Here is a 26,404-nt window from a genome sequence, read left to right on the forward strand (position 1 = left end):
AAGCCGTCTATCAGCGCTGACGCATTACACCTTCTTGGATCGTTGAGGCCACTAAATTGCCTTGACGATCAAAGAACTGGCCGCGCACTAAGCCGCGCCCTGAACTCGCACTTGGGCTGTCAATGGTATATAAAATCCAATCATCTAGACGAAACGGACGATGAAACCACATCGCATGGTCAATGGTTGCGACCTGCATATTGGGCTGCATAAATGACACACCGTGCGGCTGTAATGCGGTTGGTAAAAACTCAAAGTCCGACGCATACGCTAATAAGTAATTATGAATACGTTGATCATCAGGCATCTCGCCATTGGCTTTGAACCAAATATGCTTAACCGGCTCCATTACCTCAGGCTTAAACGGGTTATGAAAAGTGACCGGACGCATATCAATCGGCACTTCACGAATAAACTTATTACGGATCACCTCAGGAATATGCTCAGCATTTGCTTGGTAAAACTCAAGCGATGAGCGCAGCTCTTCAGGTGCAGGTACATCTGGCATTGTGGCTTGATGCGACAAGCCTTCTTCAGCACCTTGGAATGATGCCGTCATATAAAAAATAGGTTTGCCATATTGAATCGCACTAACACGACGCGTACTAAAGCTCTTACCATCACGGATTGTTTCAACATCATATACTATTGGTTTGGCAGCATCGCCTGGGCGTAAAAAGTAAGAATGCAGTGAATGAACAATACGGCCTTCCGGTAAGGTTTCTTTAGCAGCAGATAGTGCTTGACCCATTACTTGACCGCCAAATACCGCACGAAATCCCAGATCTTGGCTTTGCCCGCGATACAAGCCTTGCTCTATTTCTTCTAATGTTAATAACGATAGTAAATCATCTAAAACTTGGCTCATTTTCTTACTCTTCAATCCCAGATAAGTTAATAATACTATACACTAGAGGGAAGTAAATCTTTGTTAGGAAACCTAGTATGGCATATTGGCTATTTAAGACTGAACCCGATGCTTTTTCAATAGATGATTTAAAACATGCGCCAAATCAAACTACAGTTTGGGAAGGTGTGCGTAATTATCAAGCCCGCAACTTTATGCGTGATGGCGTAAGACACGGTGATTTAGTGATGATTTATCATTCAAGCTGTAAACACGTAGGTGTTGCAGGTATCGCAATAGTGACTGCTGAGGCCTACCCAGATCCTTGTCAATTTGATTTAAGCAGTGATTATTATGACCCTAAATCAACCAGTAATAAACCGAGATGGGTTGTCGTTGATGTGACTTATCAGCAGCATTTAAATAAATTAGTCAGCCTAAAGGCGATTAAAGAAAATTGTGCCATCACCGAAATAGCGCTTAAAAAAGGTGGCCGCTTATCAGTAATGCCAGTGACTAAAGCAGATTGGCAAGCAATTATTAAAATGGCAGAGTAACAACAATGGGTTGCTGCTAATACATCACGTTTTCCTTCTTTATTCAAATTTGTTAAAATAGGCGGCTTGTTTTAGTTAGGGGGTTAGATGAAATTACTGTATTGGTTAGATGAGTGGTTAACTCTACCTCAAGATGAACAGCAAACCAGATTACCTATCTCTGGGGGGGATTTACTTGGCGATGTTTTTGTTAAGTATCACTTTACTGATATAAATAGGCCTTTATTGTTCACCTTTTCTCCTGCAGGTACTAATTACCAAGAGCATGATCTCAATGATGATTTTAGCCCTTGGGGATTTCAACTAGCGCAAAAACAACATGTTAATGTTATTTCTTTTCAGCACTTAGGAATAAGTAATTGGTTTAGACACCGTAATTTACTGTTTTTCCTCGAACAACTCGCTCCCTTGCTAACACCCTTTACCCAGCGATTAGGTTACGGCTTAAGCCGAGGTGGCTTTGCTGTGGGTGCATTTGCTAATTTACTAAAGCTAGATAAGGTACTGTTATTTCACCCTGTTAGCACCAAAAATAAAGCACTTGCTCCTTGGGATGACCGCTCAAGCACCGATATAGCACAACAATTCGATTGGGAGCAAGATTACCACGATCTCGATTTAGGCAATGCTAAAGGCTATATAATTTACGACCCAACCAATCGTATTGACCGTGCCCATGCTAAGCGCTATTCGCAACTAACCCACTTACGCGTATTCGGTATGGGTCACAGTACTCATGCCACATACCTAAATAAATTTGGCTTTTATAAACAAGTGGCCGTCGACTTTATTAGCCATCAACAAGTCGATATTGCGCAGTTTCGTCTGCAAACCAAAACCCTGCGCTTTAAAGAAGACTATTATAGAAGGCTCAACAAGGCGAATGCTAAATCAGCACACCGCCAAGCATTATTAAGCAAAGCACACAACATCCTTATTGATGAAAAAGCAGCGCATGTGCAAGAACATCAAGCAACAATTAATATTCAACCCTTAATTGATATTGCTCTAAAACATCAAGATGAGCACCCTAAGGATGCCATTCAACTGCTCAAGGTTGCTCAGCAACTCGCCCCTGATGATCTTTTAGTAGAGCACAAACTAAAACAGTTAAAATAAAAAACCGTGTTTGTTAAATCAAGCACGGTTGGCAAATTTATATAAACAGGCCCTAGCGAGCTTTAACCTTGCTTTTTCTTAATGCTTTTCTTTTTGTGTCCGTGCTTAGGCACTATCGTAAAATACATGAACAGTGCAAGCCATGAGAAGAGGATAATGCTGATTAGCCAGCCATTTTTTTCATGTCCTTGGGTGCGCTTACTGTTGAGCACAATTACCACAGGTAAGATATAAGCACTCAAGAGCAGAATTAAAAACGCCACTTCATTCATTACTTAGCAAGCCTCAGCCAATCGACTTCACTGCTTAAAACACGTTCAATTGCGATGTAATGTAAAATATCACCACTGTTAACCGGATAATCTAATGGTGGATTTAAATCCATATTTTGTGCACTTAAATTATGCGCCACACCAAGTAAAATGGCATCATGATCGTGTTTAAAATGATGAAATAATTTACCAAACTCCATAACCGCTAAATCAGCTGGAATAGCTAGACTAAACTGAGTATCACCGTGTAAAGTCGATAGCAGCTCTTCTTGCACCCGACTAGAGCCTGGGTCTTGCATTGAACGAACTAAAATTTCAGCTGATTTAGCACTTGAACATTCCACATTGTGGCAATGCTCTAGCAGCATTTCGACTTTGCTCTCATCATTAAAGTGCGCACTAATATGGCAGTCATCTTTAACTAATTTACTAATGCGCAACGCAGTGGTAAAAGTTTGATCGTCATCTTGACCATCAATAATAATTTTATCGGCCTGCTTAATCGCCACACGTTCAAGCTCCTCACAGTCGGTAAAGCTCGATAAGCGAACAAAATCAACATGCGCGTTCGTTAAAAATGGATGATCCATTGGCTCTGTCACCGCAAGCAAAATTCGTCGATCCAAACGCTTTTGGTCAGCGAGAATATAATCAATCATTTTTTTTGTACGAATTTGATGCCAGCCAAAAATAATAATGTGATTGTGAAAATGTGCAAAACTCTTATCACCCGTCATAGCGCGCCTAATTAAATAAGTAACTGTTTGCCCTGTTTTACCCAACAAGACACCAAATAAAGCTAAACCAAATGGAATTTGCAGTATCGCTACAACCCATCTACCCAGATCCGTACTTGCACTAAAATCACCATAGCCTACCGTTGAGGTAGTTACGATATAGTAATAAACAAAGGTGCTAACGGGCCTTAGCGCGGCTTCTTCCGCGAAGATTAACAACAACCAGATCAAGACCATATGTAATAAAGTGGCAATAGCGACAGCTTGCCAACTAACCTGATCAATATGATTTCGGACTAGTAAAAATAATCGTTTAAATATAAAAGGCATGCCCACACTTGGTTATTCAGCTATCAATTATCCGATAAGTTACTGTAACGCTTAAATGAAGGCAATGGTTGAAATACCTTTCAGGCTCAAGATTATTTTCTAAACTGCTTTTTTAAAGTAGAACAGTGTAAGCTATACTTGAATTATTAATTATAAAGTCGAGCGTGTTATGTCAGGTGTATTAGCCTCTGTTGATCAACGAACTCAACTCGTTGGTGAGAATCGCTTAGAGTTATTATTGTTTTATTTGCACAGTCGCCACTTGTTTGCTCTTAATGTCTTTAAAGTTAAAGAAGTAGTAAAACTGCCGCGTCTTAATATCATTCCACACGCCCATCCAAAAATATCAGGCGTGGCCAATATTCGTGGTGAATCAATCCCTGTTATTGATTTACGCCAAGCGATTTGCATGCCTGCGACCAAGAGCACTGAGGATAGTAACTTAGTGATCACCGAATACAATCGCACGGTACAAGGGTTTTTAATTGGTAAGGTTGATCAAATCGTTAATATGACATGGTCAGATATAATGCCACCGCCTTCCTCTATTGGTAAAAATCATTACCTAACTGCGCTTACTAAAATTCAACGTGATGGTCAAGAGCAGTTAGTAGAGATCATTGACGTGGAAAAAGTATTAGCAGAAATTGTTGAGTACGAAGTGCAAATCTCTGATGAGGTACTTGATAAAAGTATCGTGAACGAATTTGCTGGCCGAAAAATACTCCATGCAGACGACTCACGCACTGCACGAAAGCAAGTGAGCGATACATTAACGCAGCTGGGTATTGAGATTATCCCAGCCAGCAATGGCCTTGAAGCACTCAATATGCTTAAAGCTTGGGCTGATAAAGGCATGGACGTAGAGAAAGAGTTACTGATGGTGATCACCGATGCGGAAATGCCAGCAATGGATGGCTATCGTTTAACCCATGAGATCCGCAACGATAACCGCTTGAAAAATCTTCATGTTGTACTTAACACATCTCTCAGCGGCAGCTTTAACCAAGCCATGGTCGAGAAAGTGGGTTGTAATGCGTTTTTGTCTAAGTTTCAGCCAGATTTACTGGTAGGAGAGGTACAAACACGTTTAAAAGCACTCCTCGACTCACAAAAATAGCCTATACAAAAGCGTGGAATGCCACGCTAATACTTGAATTAACGCTTTGTTGTAATGACGTAGAAATACACAATATAAAACCACCACTACAACTCTATTTGCCAATTAAACGCTTTCGTGGTTAATTAGCAATATGTAGCAATAATAAAAATACACAATCATTATGCTAAATCATGTTGCCAAGCCGTTCACTAAATTAGTAGAACGTTACCTGCCCGATCCATTCATTTTTGTTATTTTACTCACACTGCTTACCTTTATAATTGCGTGTGTAGTGACACCTTCAAACCCACAACAAGTACTGAGCGCGTGGGGCAGCGGTTTTTGGAACTTACTAAGTTTTGCCATGCAGATGCTGTTGGTATTACTCACCGGATATATGCTGGCAAGTACACCTATGATGAGCCGACTGCTCACCCAATTAGCAAAACTTGCTAATACTGCGCCAAAAGCTATTTTATTAGTGACTTTTGTATCATTACTCGCCAGTTGGATTAACTGGGGATTTGGCTTAGTTATTGGTGCTTTATTTGCCAAAGCCATTGCCCGCCACACACTCGTTGATTATCGCCTATTGGTTGCCAGTGCGTATTCTGGTTTTATTGTTTGGCATGGAGGCTTAGCGGGCTCAATTCCATTAACTATCGCAACACCAGGGCATTTTTCACAACAAAGCATTGGTGTGATCAATACCAGTGACACGCTATTTTCAGGCTTTAATATCGCCATATTGGTGGGCTTATTTATTATTATGCCATTGGTCAATCGCTATATGTTACCGAGTGCTAAAGACAGTATCTATGTCGATAAAAGTCTACTAGCAGAACCGATGCCTAAACCCAACAATGTTACTCGCCCGGCCGATAAAATTGAACACAGTAAGTTATTAGGGCTAAGCGTTGGTTTACTAGGGCTGATGTATTTAGCTAACTATTTTATCTTTAGCGGCGGCTCACTTAATTTAAATAGTGTGATTGCGTTGTTTTTATTTTCTGCCATTTTACTGCATCAAACACCGTACAATTTACTTAATAGCTTGCAGCAAGCAGTCCCCAGCGGAGCAGGCATTATTATCCAGTTCCCATTTTATGCTGGGATCATGGCGATTATGGTTGATACCGGCTTAGCACAACAAATTTCGCAAGGCTTTATCGCCATAGCCAGTGCTGAATCATTGCCATTTTGGAGTTTTTTAAGTGCCGGCTTAGTGAATATATTTGTGCCGTCAGGTGGCGGCCAATGGGCGGTACAAGCGCCTATAGTGATACCCGCAGCACAAGCTCTGGGTGCAGATATGCCGCGCGTCGCGATGGCAGTCGCGTGGGGGGATGCGTGGACTAACCTAATTCAACCATTCTGGGCTTTACCGGTATTGGCAATTGCCGGCCTAAAAGCCAAAGACATTATGGGCTTTTGTTTAGTGCAGCTAATTATAACCGGCGTATTTATATCATTGATGTTGAGTTTTTATTAGCTGCAAGCATTATGCAAAGGCGTGCAATATATGCACGCCTTGATCACTTTAAGCACTCTCACTTTGCTGGTCTAAACCCACTAATTCACCCGCTTTTAAATGATAGACTTTGCTAGCCATATTGATGGTTTCTTGGCGATGGGCAATCATAATACGTGTGATGGGTAAATGCTGAATTTGCTCACTCATTTTAGCTTCGTTTTCTTTATCTAAATGGCTAGTTGCTTCATCCATAAATAACACACTAGGCGATTGATACAACGCTCGCGCTAATAATAACCGCTGTACTTGCCCACCGGATAAATTTGACCCCATGTCACCCACCAAGGAGTTGTAACCCATCGTCATTTTAGTAATATCATCATGAATAGCGGCATGATGGGCACACTGCTCTATTTTTAAATAATTGGGCTGTGGGTCAAAAAAGCTAATGTTATCGGCGATTGAGCCAGCTAATAATGTGTCATCTTGCATCACCGCGACTATTTGTTTGCGGTAATTTTTAAGACCAAGCTGGGTGATGTCTTTACCATCAAGGAGCACTTTACCTGAGGTTGGCTGTAACAACCCTAGCATGATTTTCATTAGCGTGGTTTTACCCGCACCTGATGGGCCAGTGATCGCAATGGAGTCACCCGCATTCAATATTAAGTTAACATTATTTAAAATGGGGATTTGGTCATCACCGTAACTAAAGCAAATATTCTCAAGGGTAAGCTGGCCTGTTACTTTACCCTCGTTACTGCCTGTATAAACCATTTCACCGTCACGATTAGCTTCTTGTTTAGTCAGTGCAATATCAGCGATACGGTCAAGGTGCAGGCGCATCATTTTAAATTGAATTATTTGCTCTATTAAATTAGCAAAGCGGCTAGTCAGCTGGTTTTTATAAGGCAATAAACGCCAATACCATACCCACTGACAAACTATTGCTCATCACCAGTAGTGCTGCAAAATAAATCACCAATACATTTTCAAGGCCAAATAACAGTTTATTAAATGAATCAAAACTTATATTTAATCGCCCTAAGCGGATTTCACTGTTTATTACCTCAGCATAACGGTTTTGCCAAATACCTTGACGCTGCGATTCATTACCAAACAATTTTATGGTTTGCATGCCGCGAATGTTTTCTAAAAAGTTCGATTGTTCTTTAGCTGAATTTTGAATCATTTCTTCAGTGGCTTGATGCAGTGGCCTGTAAAGTGCCAAACGCACTAAGGTATAAAGCGCAATCGCGCCAACAACTACTGCGGTGAGTTTTAGCGAATAGATAAGCATCATAATCAATACGGTAATCGCCATGACGCCATCGACTAAGGTTTCTACAAACCCAGTAGTAATACGCTCTCGTATTTGCGCCAAAGAGCCAAAGCGCGACACAATATCGCCAACATGGCGCGACTCAAAATAGTTCATTGGTAGCCGTAATAAGTGCCTGAGTAAATTAACCCCCATTTGCATATTGAGTAAACTGGAGAGCCGTAAAATCAGCCAGCTTCGTACTGCATTGGTCACCACTGAGATAATCGCAATCAGCGCAAAACCCATAGCAAGTACCGTTAATAACGATTCGTCAAAACTAATTAGTACCTCATCCACCACCCACTGCATATAATAAGGAGTCATCAAGGCAAATAGCTGCAATACCAGTGACAACGCAATTAGTTTTATTAACCCTGCTTTTAAGCCCTTCATGGTGCTCCAAAGCTGGGTAAACTTCATTCGTGCTTGCTCTTGTTTTGCTTCGAACTTACTAGTTGGTGTCAGCTCTAAACAAATACCGGTAAAGTGTTTACTGAATTCTTCGGCACTTAAACTGCGCTTACCAACAGCTGGGTCGTTAATAGCAAACTTAGCCGCGGCACCTTTACCTGATACCTTGGTCAGCACTACAAAGTGATTCATATCCCAATGTAAAATACATGGCGTTTGTAGCTTATGTACTTCATCAAGTGGGCATTGTAGCGCACGACTGGCTAGCCCTAAGCCATCACCCAACTCAATCAGCTGCTGTAAATTCATCCCCTTTAGATTCGCCGAAAAGCGCTTACGCATAGCCGGCATATCCAGCTTATGGCCGTGATAAAAGGCAACCATAGCCATAGACGCAAGGCCGCACTCAGCTATTTCGGATTGGAGAATGAGAGGGATAGGCAAACATACAGAAAAGTAGAGGTTTTTGGTCATTCTATTTTCTTTTTTTAAGATACGTCATTAAGCAGAGTATAAGCAAAAATAATAAACTAATTATTTTAAACTCTCCATGATCCACAAAGTATGCAATATTAACCATAAATATAAATAAGATGAATATTTTCATGAAACTCCTTTATTACTTGTAAAATAAAAGAGGGGACTTCCCCCCCCCTAAAAATAAACAGTTTAAGGATTACTAGAATCCCCTGTAGCCCCTTCAGTCAAAGGAGCAGCTGCAATAGCTTTTCTTGATCTCCAGGCAGCTCTTATAAGCCCCAAAAAACCACCATTTACTTCTTTAATTTCTTTTACGTTTAATTCACGCATAATGTTATACTCCATAAATCCGATGCTTTTAGTTAAGTCATCGGTTTGTTAATATGCTCAACCTTTACTATAAAGGTGAGCGGTTAATAGGCTGGCTTTAGCTGCTCGCTAAAGTTAACTAAAGCTGGCCGTCTTTTTTGTTGTTTGCATTTAGCAAACCACCAAAACCTTCAAATTACTTTTCTTTAACTCACACATGCTTCAATTAACTTACCCGCCCTTTTAGGCTATGCAGTGGTTCAAGTAACCATTCAATCAGTGTGCGTTGCTCGAGCATAATATCGGCCTCAAACAACATACCGCTTTTAAGTTCAAACGCTTTACCATAAGCCTGCATTTGCTGCTGACTGAGTGTTGCACGCAGGCGATATACTGGCTCTTGCAGTGCGATAGGCAAGAGTATTTCATTTGGGGTAATGAGTGCCTTATCAATCCGGCTAATTTTGCTGTTAATAAAACCAAAGCGTTGATAAGGAAAGGCATCAAAGCGCAAACGCGTATCGTTACCGAGCCGTATAAACCCTGCTGAGCGGGTAGGCAGTAGTAACTCTGCCACCAACTCGGAACCTTCAGGGATAATATGCAGTAACGGTTTAGCTTGGGTGAGTGTTTCACCCTCAACCACTTGAATACCAGTAACCGTACCGCTATTACTTGCTGTTATCGTGTATTGATAATTGCTTTTTACTTGCGAAAGTTGATTATATATTTCGGCCTGCTGACGCTTGAGATTATTAATACGTAACCGATATTGCTGCGGCACATTGGCAATATTAAAGTTAATTTGGCTTAACTGGTTTTGTTGCTGCATGAGTATTCGTGCAAGATTTTGTTTTTCTTGCTTAGCGTCTAACAATGCTTGCTGTTGCTGCTCGCGCTCAACATTGGACAAAAAACCATTTTTATTAAGCTGATTAAGGTTACTTTGTTGGCGGTTAAGTAGTGCTAACTTTTCATCGGTCAGTTTAAGTTGGCTTTTTAATGCCGCAAGCTCGTTGCCCAGCGCCTGTTTTTGCGCTTGTAAGTTGAGTAATTCTTGCTGTTGCAGGGTATGGTTTTGGTGTATTTCATCGTTTAATAACTGAACCTGCGCTTCTAGCTGCTCTATTAATTGCGTACTTAAGTCAATACCTTGGCTATTACTTTGCTGCACAATAACTGTTGCCAGTGGCTGGCCTTTGGTGACCATATCCCCTTCTTGCACCATTAAACGCTCTATCATGCCACCTTGGCTGGCAAAACTTTTAACTACGCCGGTATTAGGCATTAAAAAACCGCGCACGGTTTCTTTGCGTGAGTATTCAGCGGTAAACAAGAAGGTAATAACTGCGATAGCCACACAGGCCAAAATAGTTACAGTTAATTTTATCGATAGCGGTTGTGCGAGGGTAATCGCCCCTGTTAAACGCTCACTTTGCTGAGCGACAGCTTCCTTTCTAAATAACATCCCTGAACAGTTCCTGAATAAATACCGATATCAGGACACTACATCTTCAATTACAAAAAAACAACAAAAAACACAAAAAAACCTTAAAAAACAACAACAATAGCACAAAAAAAACAGCATTACGGGCAATCTTTGAGCTGCCATACTGTTATTATTGTCAACTCGATAGAATTTTCATTGGCAGGCTTAAAATCGGATTTTCAGAATCAGCAAAATGCATCATTACAGCCACATGGCCTGCAACTACCAACGCGTACATCACAGCCGAAAAACCTTGCCCGTATTTATCTAGTGGCAGTAAATGCGAATAGTGGCGGCCGCGCCATTCAAAGGCGATTTCCAGTGCACCGATAAATAAGAAAAACACTAATAGCATTAAGCCAAAGGTGTAGCTTAGCCATAAGCCAAATAACACGCCTAAAATACACATGCTTAAACCAATCCATGAACGCATTGAAAAGCTTATGCTCTTTAGAACATGGCCACCGTCGAGTGGTAAAATAGGTAATAAATTAAACAAATTTAATAACGCACTGAGAACCGCCACACCTGCAAATATTTCCATTTCGGTGGCGTAATATAAAACTACACCCAACATCGAGGTTATTAAACCAAACGCAGGCCCCATTAGCGATATAACTACATCTTGCCAACGAGTCGTTATTTTCTCGTCACTTACTGCCAGCCCACCAACAAATGGGATTAAATAAATACCTTTGGTTTTTATGCCAAAGTATTTCATAGCTCGCACATGACCATATTCGTGGATCACCAAACAAGCAATTAACATAAGTGCAAACTCAAAGGTAAATAACCAAGCATAACCGGCTACAGAGGCGCCAGCTAAAACAACTTTCACTACTTTGGCACTTTTAAAAATTTTAAAACCGAGCGCAAATAATCCGAGCACCCCCTGCTTAGGCTTAGTTTTTTCAATAGGCGGCAATGTCAGCTGTTGGACAAATTGATTATTAATATGCAGTGATAAGCTTTGTTCAACCACGGTACTGGTGTCTAAGCCAATCACTTGATCGTCAAGCTTAAATTCAAAATAGTTAATGCGCGGGTTATCAAAGCCAATCGCTTGTTGTTGCTGAAAAATTTTTACAATTTGTTGCCCCGCAAGCACTAAACTAAATTGTTGATCGGCGAGGGTCAGCTGTATTTGCATGATGTCACTTTAAAGCTTAAAAATTATATCGTTAGTATACCCATTTTTTTAGCAAAATTATGGAATATATTTTCAACCATAAAGCTGACATCTCCACTATTATCTACTACTTTTAGTTAACCAGTAGATTTTATCTCAGGGAAGAAAATGACAAAGTTAGCACGTAGTATTCTGATCGTTGATGATTCAAAAGCTATTTTAGTCGTGATGCAGGCTATCTTAAGCGAGCTTAACGTAACCGAAGTAACAACCTGTTTAGATGCCCAAGACGCCCTCAATAAAGTAACAGCCACTCCATATGCTTATGATGCCGTGTTCACGGACCTTAATATGCCAGATATGGATGGTATGGAACTTATTCGCCACCTTGGTGAGATCCAATACCCTGGCGCTATCGTCATCATTTCTGAAATGAACTCTAAAATCATTGATTTAGCAGCTGATTTAGCCCGTAAAAACAACGTACATTTAATTGGTAATATCTCCAAACCCGTGCAACTCAGCCAAGTTTATACATTACTACAAAAACTAGAGTATTTAGCGTGCCATACTGAAAAACCCACGGAACCAATTTCTGAAACGCAATTACTGCATGCGATAAGTCATAATGAGATAACCCCATTTTATCAACCAAAAGTTAACCGTACTAATAATAAAGTTGAAAGCGTAGAAGTATTAGCCAGAATAGTGACCGCAGAACAAGGCGCTATACTTTTACCTGAGCGGTTTATTTGTGTGGCTGAAGATTTAGATTTAATCAATCTAATTACATTTCAGTTGTTTGAAAAAGCTACGGGCGATTTTTCAGAAATAAAAGCTCGTTTAGGCTACAAACTTAAACTAGCCTTTAATCTATCGCCCTGTCAGCTAGAAGATTTAAGCTGCCCAGATAAGCTCGCTTTAATTTTACATCTTAATCAACTAACTCCGAGTGAGATTATCTTAGAGATCACCGAACAGCATGCGTTATCCAGTTCTGCACAGCTAGAAACTCTAAACCGTTTACGAATGCGCGGTTTTGGCATTTCTCTTGATGATTTTGGCACCGGCTTTACCAATGTACAGCAATTAAAAACATTGCCTTTTACTGAAGTGAAAATAGATCGTACCTTGATCAGTAATATTGAAAGTGATTTATTTTCTCAGGTCATTGTTAGTAGCTTAGTAAATATAGCCATTCAAGATGACTTAACAATTGTCGCTGAAGGCATTGAGCGCGTTGAGGAGCTTGAATATTTAGATCGTTTTAAAGAGCATATATTAATGCAAGGCTTCTTGATCAGTCGCCCAAAAGGTAAAACTGAATTTATTCGTTGGGCGCAATCATGGCTACATATGGTGTCATTAAATAGCCATAGCCGACGTTAATGCTTGCCTTTCGGTAAGCTTTTTTCATCACTTAATAGTGTATTACTATTTGCTAAGCGCTGACGCCACCGCTGCTTTGCAACCGCTTGCATATTGGCAGATTGATCATGCTCATCAACAATTTCAAAGCCCATTAACGCCTCAATCATATCTTCGAGTGTTACGATCCCTTGCACATCACCATACTCATCTATCACTAAACAAATATGCGTGCGCTCAGCCAATAATGTATGCAGCAAAGTAGGAACGTACAAGGTCTCTGGCACAGTATAAATAGGTTTGATCAACTTGCTGATTTTATAGTTCTCACCCAACCGATGATACGCCAACATAATATCGTTTTTATGTACAAAACCGATAATATCATCGCCATTTTTGTCATACACTAACACCCGAGAAAAAGCCACTGAGCCATGTTCCGCTAAATATTGATCAACAGTTAAATCTTTGTGCACTTTAAACAAGACGGTACGCGGGGTTAGTAATGAATCTAATTTAGCATGACGAAAATGCAATAAACTACGGATGATTTCAGATTCTTCCTGATGCAGCGCACCTGACTCTGATCCCATATCAGCCATCGCTTCTATTTCTTGGCGAATGTAATAAGCTTCATTGTAATTACGACCTAGTATACTGGTAAGCTTTTCAGCAAACCATACAAATGGTTTGAGCGCGATAACTAAGTAGCGTAGCGTTTGAGTGACTATCGGCGCAAGCGCTCGCCAGTGCTTTGCACCAAGCGTTTTAGGAATAATTTCTGAGAGCACTAACACCAATAAGGTCATTATTGCTGAGGCAATACCTACTGCGGCATCTGAAAATACCACAGCAGCTTGTGCACCTACACCAGCTGCACCGGCTGTATGAGCAATGGTATTTAACGTTAAAATAGCCGCTAACGGCTGATCAATGTTGGTTTTTAAGTGTTCAAACCGCTTTGCTAACTTTGGCTTTTTTTTACGCAGCACTGCGACATAACTGGGCGTGATGCTCAACAACACAGCTTCCATAATAGAGCATAAAAAAGAAATCGTGATCGCTACGACCATGTAAACGATTAATAATGTCACTGTAACCTCTACGCTATTCAAAAATATACATTAGCAAGTGTCGAAGCCAACCTCAAACTCCGATGATAGATAAACTGAAATCCATCGCAGAGCGCTTTTTGCCACCACAACCACATGCTATATTCAATTAAATTCCCTGCATCAGGCTCAACGATGAATTATAGATCTGCATGGCGTGGTAAAGGCCCTCGCCTAACCACCGCATTGACAATATTAACTTTAAGTACACTAAGTAATGTGGTACTTGCCGCACCAATAAATAAAAGCGATATTAAGTTTATTGGCCCAATTGCCGCTGATATGCAACTAAAGCCCTACCAAACTGAACATCAAGACGCGATTATTCAAGCCCTTTTACCTAGTATCCAACAACCAACAACAAGCATCACGGTATTTGGCAAAAAATTAAAATGGCAAAAATTAGCTAAAGTACATGCATTAACCCAGGGCGGTCTACAAGCATTAAAGTTTACCACTCATGCTGAGCGCTTTAGCCAAGGCACATTGACACTTGAAGGTATCGAAAAAGCGCAGTTGTTTATCAATGGTGAAAAACAAACAGCCACAAAACAAAGCTATGAACTGGCACTACCCCAAGGCGATCACCAAATAGTGATTATTGCTGAACAAGTTGCTAATTGGCACGATGTTGAGGTTGATTTCGAGCCTAAAGCAGTCATTGATAGATTAACTTTTAGCAATAAAGAGCAACATGGTTTATCTGCCAAGCAACTGTTTGATGCCACTACGGTCAGTTCACTATCTTTAGCACCTGATGCCAAACAATATTTAGTGGCAAAACGCCATTATCAAGATAGCACGGGTAATCAAGCAAATGTGACCACTGAGCTAAAAAATGATGATAATCAAACAGTTTACCGTTTTGAGTCGGGTCAACCGAGTAACATTATTTGGAGCCCTGATAACAATTACTTAGTGTATTTATTAGATGGGAAATTAACTCAGTTAAATCGTAAAACACTAAACCTCAATGTCATCGCCACCAATCTAGATGGCGCAAGCAATTTTGCTTATTACGATAACAACAGCTTAATCTTTAGCTGGTCAAAGTCACCGACTGCAAATAGCAGCCTGACCAAGCATTATCGTGGCCTACAAGATCGTTGGTCATACGCCCGCACCACTTCTCAAGCTTATTTATTAGATATCAACACTGGCCTTAGTAAAGCATTAAGCCAAGGGCCGCTTAGCCACAGCATTGAAGATTTTAATAGCACTCGCGGAACTGTTTTATTAAGTCGTGGTACTGAAGCAATGCAAGCTGCAACTCACCCTACTACAGAGTTAATTGAGCTGAATATTGCCAATGCAAGCAACACAGTTATTGGTCAGTTTGCTACGTTTAATCAAGCTAAATACACAGAGGATGACATTTATGTCACTGCGGGTCCTGACTTTAAAGAGGGCTTAGGCAGGAACTTGCCTGAGAATATGCTGGCAAATAACTACGATGGGCAGCTTTATCTATTAACCAACAATGGCAAAAATTCAGCACCATTAAGCCGTGAGTTTAACCCAGCCATTGGCCAACTTGAAGTCTTACCTAATGGCGATGCCATTGTTAAAGTAACCGAACAAGATACCATCGCTTTGTATCTATACGATAAAAGCAAACAGCGCTTTAGCAAACTGAATACTGGGTTTGATGTGGTTGAGCAATTTAGTTACTCAAGCACTCGCAGCCCTGCTATTTTAGTCAGTGGCTCTAATGCATCATCACCACAACAATTAAAACTGTTGACTCTTAGCAAAAACAAAGCAACAACACTTTGGGATTCACAACCGCAACAATACGCTAATACAAATATAGCCAACTTAGAAGAGTTTAACTTTACCAATACCGCTGGTACTGAAATTAAAGGTCGTGTTTACTTACCAAGCAATCTTGATAAGAGCAAACACTATCCAGCGCTAGTTTATTACTATGGCGGCGCCTCACCCGTTACGCGTGGCTTTACTGGCCGTTATCCTTTCAATTTATGGGCTGAGCATGGCTATGTGGTTTATGTAGTACAACCGACTGGTGCAACGGGTTTTGGCCAACAATTTTCTGCAAAACACGTCAATGCATGGGGGCAATATACTGCTGGCGATATTATGCAGGGCACGCAAGCACTGCTAAAACAGTACCCATTCATTGATAAGCAACGCTTAGGTAATCTAGGTGCGTCTTACGGTGGTTTTATGACGATGCTACTGACTACCAAAACCGATATGTTTAGTGCCTCAATTGCGCACGCAGGTATTTCTAATATTACCTCATACTGGGGACAAGGTTGGTGGGGCTATTTATATTCAGGCGAAGCGTCTAAAAACAGCTATCCTTGGAATAACAGCACACTCTATAGCCAACATAGTCCGGTATTTCACGCTAACAAGGTCACCACACCGCTACTGCTATTACATGGTGATGCTGACACCAATGTTCCAGTGGGTGAAAGTCATAATATGTATACCGCGCTTAAACTACTTGGCAAAGATGTTGAGCTGATTGAATACAAAGGAGCTGATCATCAAATATTTTCCCGAGATCAACGTTTTAACTGGTGGGATACTATGCTTGCCTACTTTGATAAACACTTAAAAGAGCAACCACAGTGGTGGCAGTACTTATACCCTGAAAAGTAGTTTTACAACGGAACAATAGGCAAATCAGCTAGGTTTACCTATTGTTAATTATCAAATAATCGCCTAAATAGAGCATAAATACTAAAAATCGCCCTTCTCACCATTTACGAATGAGTGATAACATAGCGGCATCATTAAAGATAATTAAGATACTATGACTATTCATGTTTTATTGGTTGAAGATGACGAGCTATTAGTTAAACGTATAATCAATCATTTTACGCAAACTGAATTTTGCATTGCAAACGACGCCACTGGCGCTGATGCCTTGGCCATCGTGCAATCTCGTGCTAATAATCATGATGCAATTTCATTAGCGATTGTTGATATAGTATTACCTAAACGGGATGGTCTTCACTTAGCAAAAGAGCTCAATACGCTTACCGATATCGGTGTGATCATGCTTTCAAGCCGTGATTCTCAAGCAGATCGTATTGCCGGACTAGCCCAAGGCGCTGATGATTACATTTGTAAACCAGTTGATTTATTAGAGCTCGAACTGCGTATGCGAGCACTTTATAAACGCTTAAAAAGCAATAATAACCATGATGAAAGTGAAGAATTTATTGAATACGCTGACTTCAAACTGCACCCTGATAACCGTACGCTAATTACGGCCGCAGGAGTGGAATCACGTTTGACCGAAGCAGAGCATAAAGTGCTTATTTGCTTAATTTCGAATGCAGGCAAAGCGACCCCAAGAGAAAAGATCTCTGAAGAAATTGGCCAACCAGACTGGAGCCCTAATGACCGTACTGTAGATGTGTTGATTGGGCGTTTACGCAAAAAGCTGAATGATGAAAAAGACCAAAAACGCATCGTTACCGTGCGAGGTAAAGGCTATATGTTATCAATTTAACCACTAATACTGGGTTAATTGTGATAACAAACGTTCAAATGCACGATAATTGAGTGCCTCTTTTAGCTCATCTAAGCTAATATTTTCTTGCCCTTTTAAATCACTAATTGTTCGCGCTACTTTGATCACTCGATGATAAGAGCGTGGTGATAAGGCTAGCTTCTCACTGGCTTTCGCTAAAAACTGCAATTCGGCTGTTGCCAGTGCACAATGTACACTCATTTCTTTATTATTAAGGCGCGCATTCACTTTGCCTTGCCGATTGAGTTGTAAATTATAGGCCGCTTCAACCCGAGCTCGTACTGTAGCACTCGTTTCTTCCGCTTCGGTACTTTGCAGCTGTGTGCTATTTAACCGTGGCAGTTCTATTTGTAAATCAATGCGATCAATAAAAGGCCCAGATACCCGCGATAAATAACGCATAACTTGATCCGGAGTCGCACGCTTATCATTATGACAACCCGTAGGGCTGGGATTAAGTGCCGCTATAAGTTGGAATTGCGCAGGAAACTCCATTTGCCGCGCCGCTCTTGAGATTGTCACTGTGCCCGTTTCCATTGGCTCACGCAATGAATCAAGCACCTTACGCTCAAACTCCGGTAGTTCGTCAAGAAATAATACGCCATTATGCGCCAGTGAAATCTCCCCTGGTTTTGGTGTCAATTACATCGTTAAAGTGTAATGCATAAGGCTTTCTTGTAATTACATCGAAATAGTGTAATGAAGTTATTAGTATACAACTGTGACCAAAACTAGTTTATTACTCTATTGTTTATACCTTTTTGAGGAACTACCAACGATTAAACCCAACTTTAATCAGTAACATGCTTGTTGATCCATTCCCATGTAGCTTTATCTAACCACCCTGCGTAATCGCGAGTTACTTTTATTACTAACAAGTCATCATTATCATCTATCTTTTTTCTGAGCCTGTCCGATAGTTGCTTCGCATTTTCTGTAGTAGATATTAACCAAGTCGAATCGAGTGCATGACACCAGCCAGATGATAACTTTATCTCATCGTACAGGGCATCGTAGTTTTGCCCAGATTTATTTAAATCATAAGTTACACAAAAAACTGCCATAGAAACTCCTCAATATGAAATACATTAAAAACATTTAATTATTTGTAAGCTATTATTTATCTAAAATAACAACTTCTGTTGGTGCCTTCTTTATTGCTTGAAATAGCAATATTTCATCTAAACATTCTACTCCGATTTTATCCTTTCAAGGATACTTACAGTGACACTTATAAGATTCTCTGCTTTGGAACTACGACACACTTACCGACTGATCTAACCATCCATTCACGAGCTTCATTCGCTGCATAATTTTGCGACGATTGAGTTACTATACCCTTGAGATTTTTTTATCCGCACGTTTCGCTTACATTCCCATTCATCGACAGGATCACTTTCATTCCACTCCTGTATCATTTGCGTAACATCATCATCCAACGATACACCATACATCTGAACCATATACAAATAAACGCGAGCTATGTCTCCTCGCACCTTCTCTGCTGGTTCCGCTGTATCAGAGTTAAAATCCACTTCAAAGTCACATTGGCCATAATTACGAGTCTCACCGGTAATTGTAGAAAACTGAAAGTTTGAGCGATCTGCATTTAATTCTCCAACGGCTGGCGCCAAATTAACCAAGTCATCATGAGCACGACGAAATGTAGGCACGGTTTCATATGCGCAATCACGACCTGTTAGGTATTTACCATTAGGTTTTTGACATTCTGAGTAGGTTTCTTGGTTCTTCCATTGATCTAACTCGCCACCAATTATATAAGCCGGCATAATATGCTCCCACTCTATTCTTGATACACGGGCATTCGGTTTACCAGAGCTAGTAATTGGATTGCGGGGAGTATAGCCACACGACAAGTCATCAACCATTGTTTCATGGGTGTTACCATCATTATCAGCATCATTTATGTCGTCAAAAACAAAGTCACACTGACAATAGAAAGTCGTATTATAGTCGTAATAAATGTCTCTTTCGGCTTTGGATTTTGCGTTACTAAAACTAGTCGCATAGTTTTCAGGTAAAGGGGGGAGCTGTATTCTGGTAGTAACGCTATCATTTAGTTCATTATGACAATGATAATCATTATTTATTTTATCAGTGTGACAACCTTCGGCGTTTGTTCCGCCACTATGAGATTGAACTGAAAAAGTTGCTAAGAGTAAAGTAAATAGTACAGATTTATATATCACAATGACTTCCCTGAAAGTTAACGAAGTAGTTCCTAAAACATTTTCAATCATTAAGTTAGTATAAGTTAAATATAAAAGCCAGCTGATAGAATGAAAGTTCGCTGGTCATATTACTAAGTATACTGCGGGATGCCTTTGTTTGCTTGAGGTGGCATTAACGTGTACTTGTGTGATGGTTATTCAGGGGATTTTGTAGGTCTAATTCATCAGCGACTTTACCCCTATTACACAGGTTATAAATTATTTTGCAGTGCATCAATACGCTTCGCTACTTCGTTAAGTTCTAGGAATTCTCCATGCTCAATCACTTCTAGTGGCGAACGACCTGCAAAAAAGTCATTATGGTTTTTCATTTTCATAAACTTCCTGACATTTTCGGGGTTGCTAAACATGCAACGTAATGCGTGGTGAATATTGAGCAGACAACTAATACGTTCTAATTGCTCGTTGTTGAGCTTCACAGTCTCAGGAGCAGCCTTAAATTTATCATAAGAAGTTTTTGAGAGCTTAAGTATACGTTGAGCTTGCTCAGAACTGCATTCCCACAATGATAAAATGTTGCATGCTGTTTTAAAGCCTGTACTGGTGAATGATGTTGAATCACTATCTGTGTGCATACGTAATCTCCTTTTGTGAGCCGATACGCCAAAATATTTCAATAAAGGATAGTTGTAAAGTTGAAATCCTTCATAACCCTAACCGTGTAGTATGACTTATAAAGTATAATAATAAGTAACGGCAACAGATGCTTTAAAGCCGAATTTCTTGCATTTGCCATGAGTATGCACTAATTTGGGGTCACATTAATAAAGGAATATATTAAGTAATGACTACATTAAGGGAATACCCAAAACCAGATAGGCCTGCAAATCCAACTCCGCTAGATATGGCAATTTATAACTTTGAACTCAAAGCTAAAAGTTATCACGATGAAAGCATCAAAAAAAATCCAAGCGCCGAAAAATTAAAAAAGCTAGCTTTAGATTATGACCATTTACAAATAGAAAAAAAGAGAATTGAATCTGTATCGATTGCTCAGTCTGCTCTTGAGTCGTATCGCGCTAGTAGCAGCCATTCGACACGCAAAGCTTTACTTGAAGAAACTCATCATTCAAGCAATACCACCAATAATTTAGCCCGATTTCTTTTTGCTGTTAGTGAACCAAAACCGACGAAATATCATGAAGCACACCATATTATTCCTGGTACAGGGCGTGATAACAAACAGGCTGTATTACGAGCAAGATTAAATTTGCATATGGTCGGTATTGGTATTAACGACCCTCATAATGGTATTTGGTTAATTAATTTTGTGAGACATAAAGAGCATGACTGGGCCACTAAAGAATCACCTCCACACCGAAAGTTGCATAGGTATAATTACGAAACATGGATTGGTGAAAGCTTAGGTGGAAGCATGACAAAAGACAAAGGGTTGTTTGTTAATAAACTACGCAATGTGAAGACAATGATTAAAACAGGGACGTTACCTAGCAAAATTTTCGAAGAGAAAGATGAACTATGGAAAGGTATATGAATACATACTTACTGAGAAAACCCACAGAAACATGTGATGTAATTGACCTAGATATTGTCGAGATGACAAATCAAATTATTGATAAGACTGGCCAGTCGTTTGATGAAATACTTGAAGTCGTTATGGATGATATTCCAAGAGGGAAAAAAACGTTACTTGAACTCTCTGAGCATGGGTTTGAATGCAAGCATGAGCCACGAGCAAAAAAACAAAATTATGATGTAAATCTATATGGCTGTTTCTTAGTGCTTAATCGACGGGCGTATAACTGCCTTACTGAAGCTATCATAAATTGTGGCGAGTTCGTTCCATTAAAAACTGATAGTGAAGAAATGTTCTTATTTAACACACTCAATTTTGCATCTGAAGATTTAACATTGACAGAAAAAGCATACCTTGATGGTTATGAGGATGGTCTCAAAACGTTAGTATTTGATACTAATGATATACAAGATAAGTTGCTTTTTAAGTCAAAATTGCAAGGTGGTCTTTCTGTTTATTGTACTGATGACTTTAAAAAGTTAATTACAGATAACAATCTAAGTGGCATTAACTTTAATAAAGACTTATTAAGCTACTTTTAACTTTAATTGGAGCTCGTCATCTTTCTTGAAGTCAGGTTTCTTATGCAATAAGCTCAAATTATATAAAAATACAAGGGTAAGCTTAATGGAGCCAACATGTCATTATTAAGGGATACAAAATTAAGCTGTAGATGCGAACGAACCTATTTCGCACTACTTAGGAAGTGCAAAAATTAGCAGCAAGGCTTAGTGCTTGGATGGAATTTGAGCTAGTACACTTAATGGCTTTTACTCTTTAATTGTCATACTGCTAAACCAAGGCTCTTCAAGTTACACTTCCTTAATTAATATTACATTCGTTTCTGAGCGAGAGGGCGTCTTAACTGATATGCTTACTTCCCCTTCAGCAACAATCAAAACAACAGCGGGAAGCCCTTCAGTATCGTGTATTTCGCCTAGATGCTCCAGCTGTAATAAATCCAAAGGGCTAGGTGCTGATGACGAGCCATTAGGATGTGTGTGCCATTCACCTATGTAACGTACAATATTTGCAGTACGTTTAGAGCTTTCCTCTAAAGTGGTTAACACCCCCTCAGTCCCTCTGGAAAATTCAAATGGAGAAGATATGCTATCACTTGGTTCTGTGCCTGCTGATACCAGAGAAATTAATTTAAGCTTAAGATCTATAAAACCAAGAAGAATTCCGCCCGTTTCATTTGGGAGGCTATTTTTTCTTTTTTCTATTAAGTTACTCTCAAAGTCCTCATCCCATAAAACTTCCCAATCGCCTACTTGCAAAGTTCTTGAAGGAGCCACAGTGATTTTATCGCAACTTAAGCAGGCAGACTCATCATTGCAAGTCCAGACTAATATTTGAGGTTTTTCATTTGCTAAAGCCAACCGCAGTTGACGCCCAATCATAGAAGAGTGAAGTTTAACTAATTCATTAGACAGAGATACCGATATGTCTCTGCATCCGGCTCCAACCCAAAATTGCTTGTAACTTCCATCTAGATGCTCTTTACCCCAAGAGGCACTCTGTAAGATAGCTCTATAATATTGGGCTTCTAGTGAAATAGTTCTAGTATTTCTTTCTTGATCCTCTAGCAATAAGACCGATGACATTCCGTTGGGGGTTAAAAATACACTCGCAACTCTAGCTTTACATCCAGAACGATAAAGCTCTCTAGGTACTTCCAAAGTAGTTGTAGCGTCCACAATTAAATCTTTACTTTCAATCATTTTTTTTATTTTTGGAAGGGCTACATCAAACTTACAAACATGTCCAAAGGAAGCTTTCATTTGAGATATATCGAATATTTGAGAAAGATAGCCACTCAATACTTTTACTTTAGAGAACCCTACACCCCAAGCGCTAGACAAATGACGAACTAAGTTATGTGGCTTCACAATATCATCGTCGACAAATTCCCAACTTCCCCACTTTTCTCTAGACCAAGTTTCTGCTAGAGAACTACCTAAAGCTCCCACGCCAGCAAGCACTCCCTCAAACTCACAATCTGTTTCGCTGAGCCCCGAAAATTTTCGTACTTCTTTCGCTGAGGGCATAAACTTGACTTCAACAGGGAATATCGGTAATTTTTCCCAGCTCTCAGTGGGGGTAGGTTGACAAAACGTATCTAGAAACCATTTTTTTCTATCTGCTGGGTTCCTCAATAGAACGGCTAAACTTTCACCAAAGAGCCCAATATTAGCTTTAAGCAAAAACCCTTGTACGTCCATCCTCTCAATATGATCATTTCTCTTTCTTGGAATCCCCATGATGAGTAAAATTTTACTTTCTGAGTCTGCGTCAATGCTTAAGCCTCCCTCTTCTGGCACAATCCTGCGGATTGCACTCTGCAAGTTTTCTAAAAGATCAACCCCCCTTAGCTCTAGCCTCTTTTTCAGATCACCAAGTTTAAACGGATAGTCTTCTACAGGGCCGTTTTCAATAGCTGATATTACCATTGTGATTGGAATAATACTTGGCTGCTCACCGTGACTCGTTGAATGCCTTACGTTTTTGTTCTCATATCTGGCTACTATTGTTTCTATAAGCGTTTCACTTTCATCTATTGTTTCAAAGATAAGCTCTAAGCTTTCTTGGTTGAATTGGTCAAAGTGAGTATCAGGAAGTACAAACTGATATTTACTTTTAAAGAATAATTGTTCAATAGGTTGGTCAGTAGGGTGTATGGTTTCTTCCGCTGTTGTGCGCAACCACCAAAAAATCTTATTAATAAAACTCTGTGCAGTCCATGTACGCTCTACAGAAGGCCAAGGTTCAAAATAAAGACATAGTGATCTGGGCTCTCCATCGACTGTATGATTTTGATGTATTGAAAGTGGAAAGTCTTTCCTTAACGCTCTAACATCCCAATAGAACTCTGCCTTTGAATTATAACAAAGTGCTAAGCGCTCAACTCGCTGTATTCCAATTGAATTATCTGTTGCAAATGTTCCATCGCCAAAATCAACGACTAAAGCTTCAAAGTTTTTTGAAATTCTAATTGCTTTAACAAACTCACAATCATTATGTCCTTCGACTACATCAAGCAAAGACTGAAGCGGCTTTGGTAGATCATCCTTGCAAATGGCTTCGCCCCAATCAATAAACTCACTTTTTGTCATTTGAACCTGCTCGAGGAGGAGTTGTCGCCGCAGTCGCCAATGAAGCTGAAACAGCTGCAATACATAATTTAAAGCCAGTATTTGTTGCCTCAACAACTAACGGTTTTGGTTTCGTCCTAGTCGGCTCTTCTCCAGTACACTTAAATATACCTTTAACATCCCTCAGAATATCTTTGTATTCTCTCTTTGCTCTGATACAAGGTGGATCATTATCATCATCTTCGATGGGTTTACTACTTGAGACTATAATCGCATCATCAAGACACTGGCTAAGGGCAGCTTTTGCTTCAGGCGAAACCTTCGCCGTTTCCTTTTTCTTCGACCAGCTATCGTGTGATAAAGATCTCCATGAACAGTGATGTGGAGCGAGTAATAAGTCATACTCTAAATCAGTGCTACCATATTCAGCCCAAATTTTCTCCCAAATAACCACACCAGCATCGCCTCCAGCTAAAAACCGACTCAACTTAGAACTATATTCAGATGACCTAATATGAAAATTAATAATTACACTGGAGTTATTTTTTGATAACTTCTCTTCAGTTTCTTCATCTTGCAAACTCAAAGGTCCAAGTAATTTTGAAGAAAGATAATTAGTTGCAGTGCCATTAATCCCATAAATAAAACTCCCGACCTTTTTTAAAATTGGCCCAAGATCGTCTGTTTTACCATTTTCGTCTTCCCCAAGAATTAAGATCTGATCTCCCTGTGGAACTTGGAAATTGTTGTTCCGATTTTCTTTTACCCGCCTTCGAGCTTCCTGATTAAATGCTTTTGCATCGCTACAAAGTGGTTCATTTTTAGAGGCCCGTCTAAATACCATAGGGGAAGACCATAGCTGCCGTATTACAATCCGCTTTTCTTCTTGTGGTTTACTATCGTCAGAGTACTTATCCAGAGAATCAAGCCAAAAGTGCTTTTCTAAGCCTAAACAATGATCTTTATCTGGATGGCTCAATAGCATAGCGTCCACATATGGACGATTATCGCTGTCTACTTGTATATTCTCTCTAAGCTTTTTAGCAACATCTGGGGTCTTTTCATTAGGGTCATCAGCAGAAGCCCTAATGTTACAGTCAATTAATAACGACGTTTTTTCGTTATTTGCTAACTGGATCAGCGTCATGTCACCATTATCGACTGGAAATAACGTTATTTTTGCACCCATTAGGTAATTCCTTACTTATTTTATAAAGCTGCCGCAACAGCATTGACCACAAACCTGTTACCACTATTTCGAGCAGCAATTAGAGTGACAAGCGATGAGATAATTAAGATGTAATACACAGCTGTATTGATTTTACCTGCAAACTCCACCTCTCCCCATACACCCCAAGCAATAGCCACCATAAGCAAGACTAGAAGAGCAGAAAAAACATCTCGATATAAAAGGAAATCTCGATGCGCCTGAGTAACAGATTCTTTACTGGAAACGGGCTTATAAATTTCTTTATACCAACAACTATTTCGCTCAGAAGGGCATAGTGACTCATCGAATACGTTTGGCCACCTTGCGCGCGCATCTTCGAATGAAACTCTCATATCTTTCTTACACAGTCTATCAATTCGGCATGCTGGCATCTCATTCGATAAACGGGTAAAAACCATTTTATGCTTAACGTTGTGCGGAGTAAGGTTCGTTAGCAGCACTAAAACAGCTGAAAAGCCCACACTCAATGCGCCAGTTACAGCTACTTCCTCCCATGCGGGTATTACATCAGAACCGTATTGGAACACCGCACATATAAAAATCACCACAGTTAACAGTGCTGTTATCTTTGGGTTATTCGCTGATTTTAAGTCTGAAGCCACTTTATTTCTCAAATATTAAACAAATCATATTTAGTACTATGATCCTATGCCCATAACAACCTTAATAAAGGCACATTGTCTACTTTTCAACCTTTTTTCAAATAAATAATAAATTT

At 39.9% G+C, this 26,404-nt stretch carries 22 protein-coding genes and 2 pseudogenes; 9 read left to right on the plus strand and 15 right to left on the minus strand.

All coding sequences use genetic code 11. The annotated features are described in order from the left end of the window. Positions 1-10: 10 nt before the first annotated feature. On the minus strand, positions 11-868 hold the full coding sequence (gene tesB, locus J7338_RS04520; protein WP_210795945.1) for an acyl-CoA thioesterase II: 858 nt from the start codon (positions 866-868) through the stop codon (positions 11-13). Positions 869-945: 77 nt separating this feature from the next. On the opposite strand from tesB, the gene J7338_RS04525 reads away from it, so the two are divergent. Both J7338_RS04525 and J7338_RS04530 read left to right on the plus strand, forming a co-directional pair. Further along, positions 946-1,404, plus strand: coding sequence for an EVE domain-containing protein (locus tag J7338_RS04525; RefSeq protein WP_210795946.1), 459 nt, complete (start codon positions 946-948; stop codon positions 1,402-1,404). A gap of 87 nt (positions 1,405-1,491) precedes the next feature. Further along, positions 1,492-2,523 (plus strand): cytosolic protein, encoded by a 1,032-nt coding sequence (locus J7338_RS04530; protein ID WP_210795947.1) that lies wholly within the window; start codon positions 1,492-1,494, stop codon positions 2,521-2,523. A gap of 62 nt (positions 2,524-2,585) precedes the next feature. On the opposite strand, the gene J7338_RS04535 is transcribed toward J7338_RS04530, so the two are convergent. Both J7338_RS04535 and J7338_RS04540 read right to left on the minus strand, forming a co-directional pair. Beyond that, positions 2,586-2,795: a hypothetical protein gene (locus J7338_RS04535; protein ID WP_210795948.1), complete on the minus strand. Its 210-nt coding sequence runs from the start codon at positions 2,793-2,795 to the stop codon at positions 2,586-2,588. Then, entirely contained in the window at positions 2,795-3,862 is a 1,068-nt protein-coding gene (locus tag J7338_RS04540) for a potassium channel family protein (RefSeq protein WP_210795949.1), read from the minus strand. Before J7338_RS04540 ends, J7338_RS04535 begins: the two co-directional genes overlap by 1 nt. Before the next feature lie 169 nt (positions 3,863-4,031). On the opposite strand from J7338_RS04540, the gene J7338_RS04545 reads away from it, so the two are divergent. Beyond that, a complete protein-coding gene (locus J7338_RS04545; protein WP_210795950.1) occupies positions 4,032-4,982 on the plus strand; it encodes a chemotaxis protein CheV in 951 nt (316 codons plus the stop codon). A 163-nt stretch (positions 4,983-5,145) separates the two neighbouring features. Next, positions 5,146-6,456 (plus strand): short-chain fatty acid transporter, encoded by a 1,311-nt coding sequence (locus tag J7338_RS04550; RefSeq protein WP_210795951.1) that lies wholly within the window; start codon positions 5,146-5,148, stop codon positions 6,454-6,456. Positions 6,457-6,504: 48 nt separating this feature from the next. Here the strand turns inward: J7338_RS04550 and J7338_RS21090 are convergent. From J7338_RS21090 to J7338_RS04570, 4 genes and pseudogenes are all read right to left on the minus strand, one after another. Further along, positions 6,505-8,647: pseudogene (locus tag J7338_RS21090) on the minus strand (peptidase domain-containing ABC transporter). A gap of 195 nt (positions 8,648-8,842) precedes the next feature. Beyond that, positions 8,843-8,983 carry a hypothetical protein gene (locus tag J7338_RS04560; RefSeq protein ID WP_210795952.1) on the minus strand — a complete coding sequence of 47 codons (141 nt, stop codon included), beginning with the start codon at positions 8,981-8,983 and terminating at the stop codon, positions 8,843-8,845. Between the two features lie 205 nt (positions 8,984-9,188). Then, positions 9,189-10,430, minus strand: coding sequence for an HlyD family secretion protein (locus J7338_RS04565; protein ID WP_210795953.1), 1,242 nt, complete (start codon positions 10,428-10,430; stop codon positions 9,189-9,191). A 157-nt stretch (positions 10,431-10,587) separates the two neighbouring features. After that, positions 10,588-11,604 (minus strand): metalloprotease, encoded by a 1,017-nt coding sequence (locus J7338_RS04570; protein WP_210796059.1) that lies wholly within the window; start codon positions 11,602-11,604, stop codon positions 10,588-10,590. A 144-nt stretch (positions 11,605-11,748) separates the two neighbouring features. Here J7338_RS04570 and J7338_RS04575 point away from each other — a divergent pair, with 144 nt between their 5' ends. Next, positions 11,749-12,969, plus strand: coding sequence for an EAL domain-containing response regulator (locus tag J7338_RS04575; RefSeq protein WP_210795954.1), 1,221 nt, complete (start codon positions 11,749-11,751; stop codon positions 12,967-12,969). Here J7338_RS04575 and J7338_RS04580 read toward each other — a convergent pair. After that, on the minus strand, positions 12,966-14,042 hold the full coding sequence (locus tag J7338_RS04580) for a CNNM domain-containing protein (protein WP_210795955.1): 1,077 nt from the start codon (positions 14,040-14,042) through the stop codon (positions 12,966-12,968). The two genes, J7338_RS04575 and J7338_RS04580, sit on opposite strands and share 4 nt — an antisense overlap. Before the next feature lie 153 nt (positions 14,043-14,195). On the opposite strand from J7338_RS04580, the gene J7338_RS04585 reads away from it, so the two are divergent. After that, entirely contained in the window at positions 14,196-16,691 is a 2,496-nt protein-coding gene (locus tag J7338_RS04585) for an alpha/beta hydrolase family protein (protein WP_210795956.1), read from the plus strand. A gap of 154 nt (positions 16,692-16,845) precedes the next feature. After that, complete coding sequence (locus J7338_RS04590; protein WP_210795957.1) at positions 16,846-17,550, plus strand: response regulator transcription factor; 705 nt, start codon at positions 16,846-16,848, stop codon at positions 17,548-17,550. Positions 17,551-17,553: 3 nt separating this feature from the next. Here the strand turns inward: J7338_RS04590 and J7338_RS04595 are convergent. The 4 genes and pseudogenes from J7338_RS04595 to J7338_RS04610 form a co-directional block, all read right to left on the minus strand. Beyond that, positions 17,554-18,207, minus strand: a pseudogene (locus J7338_RS04595) (ATP-binding protein); the annotation flags it as partial. 155 nt (positions 18,208-18,362) lie between these two features. Beyond that, positions 18,363-18,635, minus strand: a complete 273-nt coding sequence (locus J7338_RS04600; protein WP_210795959.1) for a hypothetical protein — start codon at positions 18,633-18,635, stop codon at positions 18,363-18,365. Positions 18,636-18,869: 234 nt separating this feature from the next. Continuing rightward, positions 18,870-19,781, minus strand: a complete 912-nt coding sequence (locus tag J7338_RS04605; RefSeq protein ID WP_210795960.1) for an endonuclease — start codon at positions 19,779-19,781, stop codon at positions 18,870-18,872. A gap of 233 nt (positions 19,782-20,014) precedes the next feature. Beyond that, positions 20,015-20,398: an antitoxin Xre/MbcA/ParS toxin-binding domain-containing protein gene (locus J7338_RS04610; RefSeq protein WP_064668636.1), complete on the minus strand. Its 384-nt coding sequence runs from the start codon at positions 20,396-20,398 to the stop codon at positions 20,015-20,017. A 209-nt stretch (positions 20,399-20,607) separates the two neighbouring features. Here J7338_RS04610 and J7338_RS04615 point away from each other — a divergent pair, with 209 nt between their 5' ends. Together J7338_RS04615 and J7338_RS04620 are read left to right on the plus strand one after the other, a co-directional pair. Further along, on the plus strand, positions 20,608-21,318 hold the full coding sequence (locus tag J7338_RS04615) for an AHH domain-containing protein (protein ID WP_064668635.1): 711 nt from the start codon (positions 20,608-20,610) through the stop codon (positions 21,316-21,318). After that, the gene (locus J7338_RS04620) at positions 21,315-21,902 is read left to right on the plus strand and encodes a hypothetical protein (protein ID WP_210795961.1); all 588 of its coding nucleotides are present in this window, start codon (positions 21,315-21,317) and stop codon (positions 21,900-21,902) included. The genes J7338_RS04615 and J7338_RS04620 overlap by 4 nt, the downstream gene beginning before the upstream one ends. 270 nt (positions 21,903-22,172) lie before the next feature. Here J7338_RS04620 and J7338_RS04625 read toward each other — a convergent pair whose 3' ends face one another. Genes J7338_RS04625 through J7338_RS04635 form a run of 3 tightly spaced genes read right to left on the minus strand, consistent with a single transcriptional unit; the run spans position 22,173 to position 26,288 of the window. Then, on the minus strand, positions 22,173-24,476 hold the full coding sequence (locus J7338_RS04625) for a ThiF family adenylyltransferase (RefSeq protein ID WP_210795962.1): 2,304 nt from the start codon (positions 24,474-24,476) through the stop codon (positions 22,173-22,175). Beyond that, positions 24,463-25,644 carry a ComEC/Rec2 family competence protein gene (locus tag J7338_RS04630; protein WP_210795963.1) on the minus strand — a complete coding sequence of 394 codons (1,182 nt, stop codon included), beginning with the start codon at positions 25,642-25,644 and terminating at the stop codon, positions 24,463-24,465. The genes J7338_RS04625 and J7338_RS04630 overlap by 14 nt, the downstream gene beginning before the upstream one ends. A 20-nt stretch (positions 25,645-25,664) precedes the next feature. Continuing rightward, positions 25,665-26,288: a hypothetical protein gene (locus tag J7338_RS04635; RefSeq protein WP_210795964.1), complete on the minus strand. Its 624-nt coding sequence runs from the start codon at positions 26,286-26,288 to the stop codon at positions 25,665-25,667. Positions 26,289-26,404: the final 116 nt, after the last annotated feature.

Origin of the sequence: Pseudoalteromonas ostreae (assembly GCF_018069805.1) — a bacterium.
Classification (GTDB): domain Bacteria; phylum Pseudomonadota; class Gammaproteobacteria; order Enterobacterales; family Alteromonadaceae; genus Pseudoalteromonas; species Pseudoalteromonas ostreae.